This is a genomic window from Streptomyces sp. NPDC005931 (assembly GCF_042871235.1).
In the GTDB taxonomy this organism is placed as follows: domain Bacteria; phylum Actinomycetota; class Actinomycetes; order Streptomycetales; family Streptomycetaceae; genus Streptomyces.
Map to the genome: position 1 here is coordinate 191,796 of NZ_JBIAIG010000011.1, position 14,279 is coordinate 206,074.

12 protein-coding genes are annotated in these 14,279 nt (G+C 75.0%); 7 read left to right on the top strand and 5 right to left on the bottom strand.

Features of this window, described 5'->3' with window-relative positions:
• Positions 1 to 92: 92 nt before the first annotated feature.
• Entirely contained in the window at positions 93 to 965 is an 873-nt protein-coding gene (locus ACFYOV_RS24655) for a methyltransferase domain-containing protein (RefSeq protein ID WP_389090707.1), read from the top strand.
• A 66-nt stretch (positions 966 to 1,031) separates the two neighbouring features.
• On the opposite strand, the gene ACFYOV_RS24660 is transcribed toward ACFYOV_RS24655, so the two are convergent.
• From ACFYOV_RS24660 to ACFYOV_RS24675, 4 genes are all read right to left on the bottom strand, one after another.
• Positions 1,032 to 2,030, bottom strand: coding sequence for an Acg family FMN-binding oxidoreductase (locus tag ACFYOV_RS24660; protein WP_389090709.1), 999 nt, complete (start codon positions 2,028 to 2,030; stop codon positions 1,032 to 1,034).
• A 214-nt stretch (positions 2,031 to 2,244) separates the two neighbouring features.
• Positions 2,245 to 3,039 carry an SDR family NAD(P)-dependent oxidoreductase gene (locus tag ACFYOV_RS24665; RefSeq protein ID WP_389090711.1) on the bottom strand — a complete coding sequence of 265 codons (795 nt, stop codon included), beginning with the start codon at positions 3,037 to 3,039 and terminating at the stop codon, positions 2,245 to 2,247.
• On the bottom strand, positions 3,036 to 4,043 hold the full coding sequence (locus ACFYOV_RS24670; RefSeq protein WP_389090713.1) for an NADP-dependent oxidoreductase: 1,008 nt from the start codon (positions 4,041 to 4,043) through the stop codon (positions 3,036 to 3,038). Before ACFYOV_RS24670 ends, ACFYOV_RS24665 begins: the two co-directional genes overlap by 4 nt.
• Before the next feature lie 99 nt (positions 4,044 to 4,142).
• Complete coding sequence (locus ACFYOV_RS24675; RefSeq protein ID WP_389090715.1) at positions 4,143 to 4,793, bottom strand: histidine phosphatase family protein; 651 nt, start codon at positions 4,791 to 4,793, stop codon at positions 4,143 to 4,145.
• Between the two features lie 238 nt (positions 4,794 to 5,031).
• Between ACFYOV_RS24675 and ACFYOV_RS24680 the strand changes: the two genes are divergently transcribed.
• The 6 genes from ACFYOV_RS24680 to egtD all read left to right on the top strand — a co-directional run bounded on the left by ACFYOV_RS24680 (position 5,032) and on the right by egtD (position 12,840).
• Positions 5,032 to 6,456 carry an amidase gene (locus tag ACFYOV_RS24680; protein ID WP_389090718.1) on the top strand — a complete coding sequence of 475 codons (1,425 nt, stop codon included), beginning with the start codon at positions 5,032 to 5,034 and terminating at the stop codon, positions 6,454 to 6,456.
• A 67-nt stretch (positions 6,457 to 6,523) separates the two neighbouring features.
• Positions 6,524 to 6,964, top strand: a complete 441-nt coding sequence (locus tag ACFYOV_RS24685) for a type II toxin-antitoxin system PemK/MazF family toxin (protein WP_389090850.1) — start codon at positions 6,524 to 6,526, stop codon at positions 6,962 to 6,964.
• Between the two features lie 1,457 nt (positions 6,965 to 8,421).
• A complete protein-coding gene (gene egtA, locus ACFYOV_RS24690; RefSeq protein WP_389090719.1) occupies positions 8,422 to 9,750 on the top strand; it encodes an ergothioneine biosynthesis glutamate--cysteine ligase EgtA in 1,329 nt (442 codons plus the stop codon).
• Positions 9,747 to 11,063 carry an ergothioneine biosynthesis protein EgtB gene (egtB, locus tag ACFYOV_RS24695; RefSeq protein ID WP_389090721.1) on the top strand — a complete coding sequence of 439 codons (1,317 nt, stop codon included), beginning with the start codon at positions 9,747 to 9,749 and terminating at the stop codon, positions 11,061 to 11,063. Before egtA ends, egtB begins: the two co-directional genes overlap by 4 nt.
• Complete coding sequence (egtC, locus tag ACFYOV_RS24700; RefSeq protein WP_389090723.1) at positions 11,063 to 11,881, top strand: ergothioneine biosynthesis protein EgtC; 819 nt, start codon at positions 11,063 to 11,065, stop codon at positions 11,879 to 11,881. Before egtB ends, egtC begins: the two co-directional genes overlap by 1 nt.
• Entirely contained in the window at positions 11,878 to 12,840 is a 963-nt protein-coding gene (gene egtD / locus ACFYOV_RS24705; RefSeq protein ID WP_389090725.1) for an L-histidine N(alpha)-methyltransferase, read from the top strand. The genes egtC and egtD overlap by 4 nt, the downstream gene beginning before the upstream one ends.
• 54 nt (positions 12,841 to 12,894) lie before the next feature.
• Here the strand turns inward: egtD and ACFYOV_RS24710 are convergent, their stop codons facing one another.
• Positions 12,895 to 14,157, bottom strand: coding sequence for an extracellular solute-binding protein (locus ACFYOV_RS24710; RefSeq protein ID WP_389090728.1), 1,263 nt, complete (start codon positions 14,155 to 14,157; stop codon positions 12,895 to 12,897).
• Positions 14,158 to 14,279: the final 122 nt, after the last annotated feature.

The following is a 14,279-nucleotide window of genomic DNA, read 5'->3' on the forward strand; positions in this document are numbered from 1 at the left end:
GGCTCGGGACCTTCGGCCCGGGTGGGACACCGACCGCGGTGCCTAGGGTCGCTCACCGGCGCCCCGAGTGGGGAAGAGAGCGAGGTCCGAGCATGGTGAGCGTCGACCACGGCCAGTCGTCCGCCATCGGCGCGGGCCTCCTGGACGACGACGTGGGCCTCCTGGGCGACGAGTGGGACGCGTCCTGGATGCCGGGGCATCCACTGTTTCCGGCCCGGCTCGGCACACGGGTGCCGGGACCCGGCGGCACGGAGCTGACCCGCTGGATGCTCGACGCCCTCGGCATCGGGCCGGGCGACCGGGTCGTGGAGCTGGCGGCCGGGCTCGGCGCGGCCGCCTCGCACACGCTCGCACGCGGGCCGGCCGCCTACACCGCGGTCGACCACGACCCCGCGGCCGTCGCCGCGCTCAGCGTCCTCGCCGGTCCCGGGCCGACCGCCGTCCGCGCCGTGCGGTCGGGCGCCGCCGCCACCGGGCTGGCCGACGGGAGCGCCACGGTGGTCTACGGGGAGGGGCTGCTCACGATGCGGCCCGACTCCGGCAAGCAGCGCGTCGTGCGCGAGGCCCGCAGGCTGCTGACGGGGGCGGGCGGCCGGTACGCCCTCCACGAACTGTGCCTGCTGCCCGACGGTCTCGACCCGGCGCACGCCGAGCGCATCCGTGCCGACCTCGCCGAACGTCTCCACGTCGACGCCCGTCCGCTGACGGCGAGCGGCTGGCACGGCCTGCTCGCCTCGGAGGGGTTCACGGTCACCGCGCGCAACACGGCTCCGCCGGCACCGCTCCGGGCACGCCGGCTGGTCGCCGACAAGGGGCTGGGCGGCGCCCTGCGCGTCACCGGCCGGACGCTGCGGGATCCGGTCGCCCGACGCAGGGTGCTGGGGATGCGGCGCGTCCTCCACCGCCACCGCGACCATCTCGGCGCGATCAGCCTGGTGGCCGCCGCCCTCCCGCCCGCGCCCTGAAGGGGCGCCGTGTGTCCGCCACCGGGTCCGTGCACCGGCGTGCCCGGTGGGGTCCCGTCGGTCCCGTCAGACGATCTCGAGGACGTCCCGCACGGGGCGCCGGGGCGTTGCCGGGCCCGGGGGGCCGTAGCCGAGGCGCAGGACCATCTGGACGTGGCCGCCGCCCAGGGCCGGGTCGCGGGCGACCCAGCGCAGGTCGGGGCTCTCCAGCGGGTGGGAGGTCAGGGAGGTGGCCAGGCCGGCCAGGGTCGCCTCCAGCAGGACGCGTTCGAGGGCCTGGCCCGCCCGCAGCCAGTCGGCCGGGGTGTCACCGGAGGTGCCCAGCAGTACCAGGTGCGGGGTCTGCTCGAAGTCGGCCTCGCCCCGGTCGGCGACCGGTCGGCGACCGGCGAAGTCCCGCATGGGTGCGTTGCCGTCCCGCCGGCGCGGTCCGAAGGCGTACTCCGGGACGCCGTCGACGGCGGTGTCCGCATCGGTCCCGATCCGGGTCCAGCGGTCGAGGTCGGCCGTGCGGCCGGGGTCGTGCGCGTCACGGCTCTCGGCGTCGCGGACCAGCTCGAGCACGGTCTCCAGGTGCCAGGCGCCGGGGAACAGCAGGGTGGCGCCCTCCCGGGCGCCGGCGTCGCGCAGGGCGTCGCGGACGTCCTCGGGGACGTCCTGGTCGTCGAAGGGGTGGCGGCTGGTGTGCCGCAGGCCGATCGCGGGGTACAGCCGCGCCAGGTCGTCCGGTGCGGCCGGTCCGGTACGGGGGGCGGCGGCCAGGTGAACGGCGGCCAGCAGGTCCGGCCGGTCCGGGTCGGGCAGCAACCGGTACTCCGCCGCGAGGCCCGCGTCGGCGGCGGCGACCCGCAGGTTGAACAGGGCCGCCCCGCAGCCGATGTGCAGGGCGCGGTGGTCGGGGTCGGAGGTGGGCATGGCCCGGTCGAGGTCGGCGTGCAGCAACAGGAGGCGTTCGCCGACGACGTAGCGGAAGCGCCACGGCTGCGCGTTGTGCATGGAGGGGGCCGCCGTGGCCTCGGCGACCAGTTCCGCCACCGTCTGTCCGTCGAGCTGCCGCACGGTCATGGCAACCTCCTCGCCGCTCACCCCCCGAGTGCCCCCGCACCCGCCGGACGCACCTCACGGTACGCCCGGGGAACGGCCGCCGTTCCCGGTACGCCGGGGAACGGCGGCCGGGCCGCCCCGACGGGGCGGGGCGGTCCCGCATCGCGCGGCTCCGAGGCGAACGGGGCGGTCCCGGTGTCCGGCCGTCGACGGACACCGGGACCGCCGCGGCCCCTCAGACGGCCGTGGGCTGCCGCGGTCCGGGGACCGAGCGGAAACGGAAGGGCTCCGGTTCGCGGCCGGGCTGGACGAACCAGCACTCCCCCGTGCCGTCACCGGTGAGGATCCGGAGCACCGTGTCGGCGACGACCTCGGCCGGGATGACGGGCAGCCCCTGCGCGGAGAGCATGTCGCGCAGCGAATCGATGATGCGCGACTCGGCGAAGCCTGGGCAGACCGCGTTGAAGCGCACGTTGTGGGGTGCGAGGGCCGGCCCCAGGGAGCGGGCGAGTCCGACGACCGCGTGCTTGTTGGCCGCGTACAGCGGGTCGAGGGGCACGGCGGCCAGTCCCGCGAGGGAGGCGGTCGCCACGATCGCCCCGCCGCCGCGTTCCCGCAGCGCCGGCAGCACCGCGTGGGTGCCGTAGACCACCCCGTCGAGGTTGGCGCCCATCGCCCGGCGGTAGCGCGCCGGGTCGAAATCGTCGCCGACACCGCATCCGGTGGCCACGCCCGCGTTGAGCAGCGCGATGTCGACGCCGCCGTAGGTCTCCCGCGCGAAGTCCACCAGGGCCCGGTTGGCCTCCAGGTCGGAGACGTCGCAGGCGCGGAAGGCGCCGCCGACCAGGTCGGCCACCTCGCGTCCGCCGCGCGCGTCGAGGTCCGCGACCACCACGCGCGCACCGGCCTCCGCCAGGGCGACGGCCATGGCCCGGCCGAGACCACTGGCACCGCCGGTGACGATCGCGACCTTGTCCGTGAGCGCGCCGCCGTCTGTCCGCCCTCCGCCGAGGGTCTCGGCGGCGCTCACGCCAGCTCCAGCACGAGCTTGCCGACGTTCTCGCCGCGGAAGAGCATCTGGAGCGTCTCGGGGAAGTCGTCCACGGTGCCCTTCACCACGTGTTCCTTGACCTTGATGCGGCCGTCCGCGATCCAGCCGGAGATCTCCCGGGCCGCCTGGGCGTACTGCTTGGCGTAGTCGAAGACGACGAAGCCTTCCATGCGGGCGCGGCGCACCAGCAGCGTCAGGTAGTTGGAGGGCCCCTTGACCGGGGTGGCGCTGTTGTACTGGCTGATCGCGCCGCAGACCACCACGCGCGCGTGCATCGCCAGCCGGGTCAGGGCGGCGTCGAGGATGTCTCCTCCGACGTTGTCGAAGTAGACGTCGATGCCGTCGGGGGCCTCCCGGCGCAGTGCCTTCCTCACGTCCTCGGCGCGGTAGTCGACGGCCGCGTCGAAGCCGAGTTCGCCGGTGAGCAGTGCGCACTTCTCGGGCCCGCCGGCGATGCCCACCACCCGGCAGCCCTTGGCCTTGGCGATCTGGCCCACCATGGTGCCGACGGCGCCGGCCGCGCCGGACACCACGACGGTCTCACCGTCCTTGAGCGCACCCACGTCGAGGAGCCCGAAGTAGGCCGTCATGCCGGGCATACCCAGCGCGCCGAGGTAGGTGGAGGGCGGGGCGAGCGAGGTGTCGATCTTCATGGCGCCCTTGCCGTCGGAGACGACGTACTCCTGGACGCCGAAGGTGCCGACCACGTGGTCGCCGGGCCGGTAGTCGGGGTGGTTGGAGGCGGTGACCTCGACGACCGACCCGGCGCGCATCACGTCGCCGATGCCGACGGGGGGCAGGTAGGAGGGGCGGTCGTCGAGCCAGCCGCGCATGGCCGGGTCCAGGGAGATGACGCGCGTGCGGCCCGCGAACCGGCCCGGGCCCGGTTCCTCGACGGGCTCCGCACGGTGCTCCCAGTCCTCGGGTTTCACTTCGCCTACGGGGCGGGCTGCCAGACGGATCTGGCGGTTGGTCGCAGACATCACGTCTCCTGTCGTTCACGGTCCACCGTGAGGGTACCGACCGGTAGGTATGTCGTGGACAGTGATGTCCGTCACAGACGACCTGGTGGGCGCCGCCACTCAGCGGTAGGTGAGCAGGTGCCTGCGCTCCCCGGCGAAGTGGGAGTGGTCGTTGAAGGTCAGCAGGCCCACCCCCGACCCGCCCGCCACGAGCGTGGTGATCGCGGCGTTGACCGCGACCCGGTGGAGGGCGACCGTCCCAGCGGCCGAGGTGCCGAGGAGCCGTCCGCACAGCGCGGCCAGCACCCCGCCGGAGGTGACCACGATCGCGTCGCGGCCGGGGCCGAGGGAGGCGACCAGCTCACCGAGCGCCGCGACGGCTCCCCCGGAGAAGACGGTCCAGCCGTCGTCGTCCGGATCGTCCATCCACGCCCCGAGCGCCCGGTCCAAAGCCCCCTGCACACCTCGCGCGTCCGCGGGGGCACCGGGTTCCGCCGGGCCGTACCGGTCGAGGAGGCCGATGTGGTCGTACTCGTTCCAGCGCGGGTCCCGGCCCGGGGCGCCGCCGAGCCCGGCCGCCTTCATCAGCAGCTCGGCCGTGTCGAACTGACGGTCCAGGGTGCCGCAGACGACGAGCGGGTCGCGCGGCCCGCGGCGCGCGAGCTCGGCACCGGTGACGGCCGCCTGCTCCCTCCCGCGGTCCGAGAGGACGTCGTACGTCGCCGAACCGTACGACGCCTGACCGTGCCGTACGAGGTGGATGACCGGCATGATGCACCTTTCGCGAGGAGGGGCCGCCGCGGGATCGCGGGGCGGGTCACCGGGATGCGGCCGGCTCCGCCGGGATCGTGGCGGAACCCCTCGGCCGCGCCCCGGCCGGTGACGGTACCCCGGCCGGTGACGGCCGGGCGGGACGGGGCCGGCGAACTGCCGTCGTCGCCACGGTCGTTCCCTCTTGGCCCCCTGGGGGTTACCGTTCGGTAGACACGACGCTTCCGGAGGTGTCCGCATGACGTTCGACCGTGCCGCGGGTCTGGCGGAGACCGCCCGTGCGCTGGCCGCCGGGGAGGTGACGTCCCGGGAGCTCGTCGAGCGGACCCTGGCGCGGATCGAGGCCACCCGGTCCTCCCTCAACGCCTTCCGGATCGTCCGCGCCGAGGCCGCCCTCGCCGAGGCGGATGCGGCGGACCGGGAGCTGGCCACCGGGGTGCGGCGGCCCCTGCTCGGGGTGCCGGTCGCGGTGAAGGACGACATGGACGTGGCGGGCGAGCCGACCGCCTTCGGCTGCCGGGGCGACTTCCCGCCCGCCGCCGAGGACGGCGAGGCGGTGCGGCGGCTGCGCGCGTCCGGGGCGGTGATCGTCGGCAAGACCAACACCTGCGAGTTCGGGCAGTGGCCCTTCACCGAGGGGCCCGCCTTCGGGGCCACCCGCAACCCCTGGAACACCAGGCACACGCCCGGCGGTTCCTCGGGGGGCTCCGCCGCCGCAGTGGCGGCCGGCCTGGTCCCGGCGGCGCTCGGCTCCGACGGCGCCGGCTCGGTGCGCATCCCGGCCGCCTGGACGCACCTGGTCGGGATCAAGCCGCAGCGCGGCCGCATCTCCACCTGGCCGAAGGGCGAGTCCTTCCAGGGCATCACGGTCAACGGCCCCCTAGCACGCACCGTGGCCGACGCCGCGCTGCTGCTGGACGCCGCGAGCGGCAATCACGCGCACGACCCGCACCGGCCCCCGGCCGTCGACGCGTCCGAGGCGGTCGGCCGCGACCCGGGCCGGCTGCGCATCGCGCTGTCACTGAAGCCGCCGTTCACCGCGGTTCCCGCCCGGCTCCACCCCGAGGTGCGTGCCCGCGTCGTCGAACTCGCCGAGAGACTTGCCGCGTCCGGGCACACCGTCGAAGAGGCCGACCCGCCCTACGGGCAGATCGGCCTCACCTTCGTGCCGCGCGCCACCGCGGGAATCGCCGAGTGGGTGAGCGAGGTGCCCTGCCCCGACCTGCTCGACCCGCGCACCCGGGGCGCGGCACGGATGGGCCGGCTGCTCGGCGGGGCACCGCTGCGGGCGGCCCGACGCGCGGAGGCGGCGCTGCACCGGCGCATCGGCGCGTTCTTCACGTCCTACGACGTGGTTCTCGCGCCCACCACGGCTGCTCCACCGCCCCGCATCGGTGCGCTGCTGGACCTGGGCGGCATGGCCACCGACCGGGCGATGATCGCCGCGTGCCCCTACGCCTGGCCGTGGAACGTGCTGGGCTGGCCGGGCGTCAACGTCCCGGCGGGCTTCGTGACCGGGGGCCTCCCGGTCGGCGCCCAGTTGCTCGGCCCGGCCGGGAGCGAGGCGCTGCTGGTGAGCCTGGCCGCCCAGTTGGAGGCCGGCCTGCGCTGGCACGAGGCGTGGCCGCCGCAGCCGGCCGTGGTGGACTCACCGGCCGTGTGAGCCGGTTCCCCGCCGCACGGCCCTTCCGGTGCGGGCGCTCGCGGGCGTCCCGTACCGTACGCCCGTGATGTTCGCCGCTGAGGACGTACCGGGCCGCCACGGGCCCAGCGCCACCGTCGAGACCGACCCGCGGGAGGTGGGTCCGGTGCGCACGGAGTACTCGCCCGCGCACGACGGTGATCCCGACCCCGGCGAGATCGTCTGGACCTGGGTGCCCTACGCCGAGGACGACGGGCGGGGCAAGGACCGGCCGGTGCTGGTCGTCGCCCGGGAGGCGGCCGGGACCTTCCTCGCCGTGCAGCTCTCCAGCAGGCCGCGCGACGGCGACCGGGAGTGGGTGCCGATCGGCAGCGGGCCCTGGGACCGGTCGGGCCGCGCGTCGTGGGTGGGCGTGGCCCGGGTCCTGCGCCTGCACGAGGAGGGCATGCGCCGGGAGGCGTGCGCCCTGGACCGGATGCGGTTCGACCTGGTGCGCCGCCGGCTGCGCGAGCGCTACGGCTGGAGCTGACGCCCGCCGTCCGCGACGGCGAGGAGCGCGACCGCGTCGACGAACGCCGGGTGGAGCCCGCCACCCCGGGTGCGAGCCCGCCTGCCGGAGCTCCCGTGGTGCAGCTCCCCGACGCAGGCCCGCCGGGCTCCGGAACGCGGCCCGCCACCGCCCCCGGTCGTCGAGGAACACACCGCAGCCCCAGGCGCCGGGCACCAGCCGCCGGTATGCAGGAGCGGCAGCCTCCGGCACATTCGCCCAGCCCGGACCACCAGGGGCCCACCGCATCCACCGGCCCACTCGAGGCCGTCCCGGCGAAGGCCCAGGCACAGGCCCCCCGGGGCTCCGGAACGCGCCCGGAACGCGCCCGCCACCGCCCCCGGGTCGTCGAGGAACACACCCCAGCCCCAGGCGCCGGGCACCAGCCGCCCGGGCGAAGGGCCCGCCGGGCTTGGGAAAGTCGCCGGAAGGCGTCCCCACACCGCTGTCGGGTTGTCACGGCAACGCCACACCTCAGGCAGCGGGCACCAGCCCGCACGGTGACACGGGGGCGCATGCACCGGCATTCGCCCGACCCGGACCACCAGGGACCCGCACCCCACCGGCCTCGCCCAGGGACCTCCACGGAACCACGCCGTGTCCCGCGCCGGGGGGATGAGGAAGCCGGCCGGGTACGGCTCGTCCAGGAGACGGCCGTGGCCGTCACGGAGGACCGGAACGGCGGGCGCGTGGATGACTCGTCCCGGGGGCGACGGGCCCCGGTGGTCTGCCGGCGGTCGTGGGAGCCGGGGCCCGCAGCAGGCACCGGTACGGCGCGGAGGCGCGGCACCGGACCTGTCCGCGACCTGCGCGCCGTCGAGGTGGCCGCCGCCGGGGTGGCGCACGGAGACGAGGCCCGGCACCGCGGCCCGGCCGCGCGGGATGTCCGGCCCGGCCGGTCGCGCGGTCGACTGCCGCGCGGCCTACAGGCCGCTCTCGCCGGTGGCCTCCGCCCGGCTCCGCACCTGCCGGCTCCCGGGGAGCGTCACCGCCTGCGGCCCCTTACGGCCCGCACGTCCGCGTGCCGTCCAGGGCGCCCGGGATCACCGCCGCGAGGGAGACCTCCCACCGCCGGACGCACGGTGGAAGCCCGGCGTCCGCCCTTCTCCCGCACGCCGGGGCACGCAGCCGCGCGCTCACGGCGCCACCCCCGTAGCCGCCGTGACCGTGCGCCGCGCGTTCCTCCCCGTCGTGCTCACGGAGGCATCGTGGGTGATGCTGGTGATGCGACGCAACGGAATTTCCGCCCGGGGAAACTCTCCGCAAACACACGGACGGAGCCCAGGAAACGGGCAGGACGGAGGGACGAGCGGCCCCCTGCGCCCCGTGAGGCGCCCTTGTGCCCGGCGACGTGAGGGTCTTGGGTGGTACGGGTTGATGCCGGCCCGGACCGAGGACCCCGAGCCGGCGACATGGTGGAATCTCAGGAGGATACCGACATGTCCCATTCGGCACGTGGCTGTACCGAGCCGCGTACCGCCCTCGGCGAAGCCGAGGCGGAAGCCCTGGTCCGGGGCATCTGCTTCAAGACCGGACCGCCCCGCCGCCTCGGAGTCGAGGTGGAATGGCTGGTCCACGAGTCGCGCGACCCGCGGCTCCCCGTAACATCCGAACGGCTCGAAGCGGCCTACGCCGCACTGCGGACCGTGTCCCGGAGATCGGCGCTCACCGTCGAACCCGGCGGCCAGCTGGAACTGAGCTCGCCGCCCGCCGCCTCGCTGATGGAGTGCATCCGCACCGTCTCCGCCGACCTGGACGCCGTCCGCGCGGTCCTGCGCGAGGACGGTCTGCGTCTCGTCGGCCTCGGCCACCACCCCTGGCACACTCCGCGCCGGTTCCTGCGCGAACCGCGCTACGACGCCATGGAGGCCTGTCTGGACCGCACCGGACCGGCCGGCCGCGCCATGATGTGCGCCTCCGCCTCCGTGCAGGTGTGCGTGGACGCCGGACACGAGGAGCCCGGCCCGATCGGCCACGTGCGGCGCTGGTGGCTCGCGCACCAGCTGGGCGCGGTACTGGTAGCCGCGTTCGCCAACTCCCCGCTGGCCGGTGACCGGCCCACCGGCTGGCTGTCCACGCGTCAGTTGCGCTGGGCCCAGATCGGCGCCGGGCGGGCCGGTGGTCCCCCGCTGAACACCGACCCCCGCGGTGCCTGGGCCGGGCACGTCCTGGACGCCCCGGTGATGTGCGTACGGCACCGCGGCGGGTCGTGGGACGTGCCCGCGGGGCTCACCTTCCGGGAGTGGATCCGGTCCCGGGTGCCCCGGCCGCCGACCCGGGAGGACCTCGACTACCACGTCACGACGTTGTTCCCGCCGGTAAGGCCGCGCGGCCACCTGGAGCTGCGGATGATCGACGCGCAGCCCGGGGACGACGGCTGGATCGTGCCGCTGGCCGTGACGGCGGCGCTGTTCGACGATCCCGAGGCCGCGGAAACCGCCTACCGGGCGGTGAAGCCGCTGGCCGAGCGGGCGCTGGGCAGGCCCGCGCCGCACAACCCGCTGTGGCGGGACGCGGCCCGCGACGGCCTCGCCGACCCGGAGCTGCGCGAGGTGGCCGTCCTCTGCTTCGGGGCGGCGCTGCGGGCCCTGCCGGGGCTCGGGGCCACCACCGAGGTCACCGACGCGGTCGCGGCACACCTGGACCGCTATGTCGCCCGGGGCCGCTGCCCCGCCGACGACCTGCTCGACCGGCTGCGCGACGAACACCGCCGTGCCGACGGCCGCCCGCACGCGACGCACCCGCACCGGAAGGACACCCGCCCATGACCGACCCCGCCCTCGACGCCGACAGCCTGCGTGAGCGCGCGGTCACCTCGCTCGTCACGGCTCGGGACCGCACCACGCTGCTCACCGACTGCGTCGACGAACCCGACCTGACCGCGCAGCACTCACCGCTGATGTCGCCGCTGGTGTGGGACCTCGCCCACATCGGCAACCAGGAGGAGCAGTGGCTGCTGCGGGCCGTCGCCGGCCAGGAGGCGATACGGCCCGAGATCGACCACCTCTACGACGCCTTCGAGCACCCGCGCGCCGAACGCCCCCGGTTGCCCCTGCTCCCACCGGACGAGGCCCGCCGGTACGCCGCCGACGTGCGCGGCCGGGTGCTCGACGTGCTGGAGAGGACCGCGTTCGGCGGGACGCGGCTGACGGAGGCCGGCTTCGCCTTCGGGATGATCGCGCAGCACGAACAGCAGCACGACGAGACCATGCTGATCACCCATCAGCTCCGCCGCGGGCCGCAGGCGCTGACCGCCCCGGACCCAGACCCGGTGCCGCTGTTCACCGGCCCGGCCGAAGTGCTGGTCCCCGGTGGCCCGTTCACGATGGGCACGTCGACCGAGCCGTGGGCGCTGGACAACGAACGCCCCGCGCACCGGCGCGAGGTGGCGCCGTTCCACATCGACACCACGCCGGTGACCAACGCCGCCTACCAGGCGTTCATCGAGGACGGCGGCTACGACGACCCGCGCTGGTGGGCGGCGGAGGGCTGGGCGCACATCCGCCGCCACTCCATCACCGCCCCACTGTTCTGGCGCCGGGACGGCCGGCAGTGGATCCGGCGCCGTTTCGGTGTCACCGAGGTCGTGCCGCCCGACGAGCCGGTGCTGCACGTGTGCTGGTACGAGGCCGACGCCTACGCCCGCTGGGCCGGGCGCCGGCTGCCCACCGAGGCCGAGTGGGAGAAGGCCGCCCGCCACGACCCGGCCGGCGACCGTTCGACGCGCTTTCCGTGGGGCGACGCCGACCCCGGACCCGAGCACGCCAACCTCGGTCAGCGGCATCTGCGGCCCGCCCCGGCCGGGAGTTTTCCGGCCGGTGAATCCCCCCTCGGTGTGCGCCAGTTGATCGGGGACGTCTGGGAGTGGACGGCGAGCGACTTCCTGCCGTACCCCGGGTTCCGGGCGTTCCCGTACAAGGAGTACTCGGAGGTGTTCTTCGGGCCCGAGTACAAGGTGCTGCGCGGCGGCTCGTTCGCCGTGGACCCGGTGGCCTGCCGGGGCACGTTCCGCAACTGGGACTACCCGATCCGACGGCAGATCTTCTCCGGATTCCGCACGGCGCGGTCGGGGGAGGCCTGATGTGCCGTCATGTGGCCTACGTGGGACCCGAGGAGCCACTGGGGCGGCTCCTCGTGGAGCCGCCGCACGCCCTGTACCGCCAGTCGTGGGCGCCCCGGCACCAGCGGTACGGGACGGTCAACGCGGACGGCTTCGGCGTCGGCTGGTACGCGCCGGGGGATCCGGTGCCGGCCCGCTACCGCAGGGCGGGGCCGGTCTGGGCGGACCTGTCGTTCGCGGATCTCGCCCGGGTCGTACGGACCACCTCGCTGCTCGCGGCCGTACGGGACGCGACCCTGTCGGGGGCCGACGCGGAGGCCGCGGCGGCGCCCTTCGCCGCGGGCCCCTGGCTGTTCAGCCACAACGGGGCCGTGCCGGGCTGGCCGGGCTCGCTCGCCCCGCTCGTCGCCTCCCTGCCCGCGGTGGACCTGCTGTCGATGGAGGCGCGCAACGACTCCGCGTTCGTCTGGGCCCTGGTACTTGCCCGCCTGCGGGCCGGTGACCCCGAGGGGCAGGCACTGGCGGACACGGTGCTGGAGGTCGCCGCGGCGGCGCCGGCCGCCCGTCTCAACCTGCTGCTCACCAACGGAGACACCGTCACCGCGACCGCCTGGGGCGACACCCTGTGGTACCTGACCCGGCCCGGCGGCGGCACCGTCGTGGCGTCCGAGCCCTACGACGACGATCCGCACTGGCGCGAGGTCCCCGACCGCACGCTGCTCGCGGCGAGCGGCGCCGATGTGCTGCTGACCCCCCTCAAGGAACCGAGCGACCAGGCCGAGGAGCCGCGCGGCGACACGGCCCCCTCCCCCGCATCACGCAAGGAGCCCTGTACGTGAGCCCGTTCCGTCTCACCCGCACCCTGCCCGAGGACGCCACCGGCGCCGCTCTGCGCGCCGACGTCCGTGAGGGCCTGTCCGCCCGGCCCCGGACGCTGCCGCCGAAGTGGTTCTACGACGCGCACGGCAGTGAACTGTTCGAGCGGATCACCGAGTTGCCCGAGTACTACCCGACGCGCGCCGAGCGCGAAATCCTGCTCACCCGGTCCGGCGAGATCGCGGCGGCCTCGGGTGCCCGCACGCTGGTCGAACTGGGTTCGGGCTCCTCGGAGAAGACGCGTCACCTGCTCGACGCCCTCACCGGCCTGCGCGCCTACGTCCCCGTCGACGTCAGCGAGAGCGCCCTCACCCGGGCGGGCGAGGCACTTGTCGCCGAGCGGCCGGGGCTCGAAGTCCACGCGCTGATCGCGGACTTCACCGCCCGGCTGGTGCTGCCGGAGACGCCGGGACCGCGGCTGGTGGCGTTTCTCGGCGGCACGATCGGCAATCTGCTGCCCGCCGAGCGGGCCGGGTTCCTCGCCTCGGTCCGCGCGCTCCTCGCCCCGGGCGACGCCCTGCTCCTGGGCACGGACCTGGTCAAGGACGAGGCGGCCCTGGTCAGGGCGTACGACGACGCGGCCGGGGTGACGGCCGCCTTCAACAAGAACGTGCTGACCGTCATCGACCGGGAGCTGGGTGCCGACTTCGACCCGTCCGCCTTCGACCACGTGGCCCTGTGGGACGCCGAGCACGAGTGGATCGAGATGCGGCTGCGCTCCCGCGAGGCGCAGACGGTGAAGATTCCCGCGCTGAACCTGGCCGTCGAGTTCGAGGCGGGCGAGGAACTGCGCACCGAGGTGTCGGCGAAGTTCCGCAAGGAGGGCGTGCGCGCGGAACTGTCGGCGGCGGGGCTGGAGATGACCCGGTGGTGGACGGACGCGGAGGGCCGGTTCGCGCTGTCGCTGAGCGTGGCGCGCTGACCGGCGCCCTCCGGTGGCGGGGGCCCGGCGCGGCCCCCGCCGTTCCGGGGGTGCCTACTGCGGGTCCAGGTCGAGGGTCTCGGTGATCCGGCGGGAGGCGCGGGCCGCCTCCGTCGCCGGGTCGGCCCCGGTGAGCACCTCGGTCATGTACGCCTTGATCGGGTTGTCGGCCTCCACCGCGCCCCACCGGGGTGTGGCGGGGGTGGCCCGGCCGCGCGCGGCCCCGGCCGCCATGGCGGCGACCGCCTCCTCACCGGCCACCGCGTCGGCGAGGGTGGTCTTGTTGGGCACGTAGTTCATGGTGCGGGCCAGGTCGGTGTTCCACTTCTCGCCGGCGAGCGCGGCGACGACCGCGACGGCGCCCTCCTTGTCGTCGGTGTTCGCCGGGACGACGAGATCGGAACCGCCGGTGAACACGGCCCCGGGTCCGCCCGGTTCGCTGCCGGGGACGGGGAAGTAGCCCAGTTCTCCCTTGAGTCCGGGGTTCTTCTGGAGGATGGTGGCGGTCAGTCCCGGCACCGCCACGATCTGGGCGGTCCTGCCCTCGGCGAACACACCGGCCTGCGGCGGGTGTTCCTCGTCGGCGTCGACCGGGCCGTCGCCCAGCGCCTGGAGCCTGCGGTAGAAGTCCATGCCGCGCAGCGCGGCCGGGGTGTCCAGGGTGCCCCGCCAGACGCCGTTGCGTTGCTCGGCGAGGTCGCCACCCTCCTCCCAGATGAAGCCGGCGAGCGTGTACCAGTCCTGTCCGGCCAGGTAGATGCCCTGGTTCCCGCCGGTGTCGAGCTCCTCGGTGAGGGTGAGCCACTCGTCGCGGGTCCTGGGCGGGGCGGTGATGCCGGCCTGCCGGAAGAGGTCCTTGCGGTAGATGACGACGCGGTTGGCGGCGTACCAGGGGATGCCGAACTGCTGGGATCCCCACTGTCCCGGCTCGGCGAGACCCGGCAGCCACTCGCTGCGGCCCCAGTCCCGCATCGACTCCAGCGTGAGGTCGAGCAGTCCGTCGCCCTCGGCGTACTGCGCCACTTGGGTGTTGCCGACCTCGATGACGTCGGGACCGGCGCCCTCCTGCGCGTCGAGCGCGCTCTGCACCTTCTCGCCGATGCCGGTCCACTCCTGGATGCGGATATCGACGTCGAGGTCCGGGTGGGTGCGCTCGAAGTCCTCGGTGAAGCGGTCCAGGAACTCCTGGGAGGCACTGTGCCGCATGAGCCACACGGTGACCGTCCGCCGTGGACCGCTGTCGTCCCCCGGCATCAGGCCGCAGCCGCTGAGCAGGGTGGCGGACGCACAGACGAGGGCGAGCAGGCGACGTCTCACGGGGGTCCTGTTTCTGTCTGACGGACAGGGCGGAAGCCCGACGTGGGGGGTGAGCCGACGGCTCGTACGGGTGTCCCGGGATTCTGGTATGGACCAATGCGAGGGGTCAAGGGGGTCCCGCG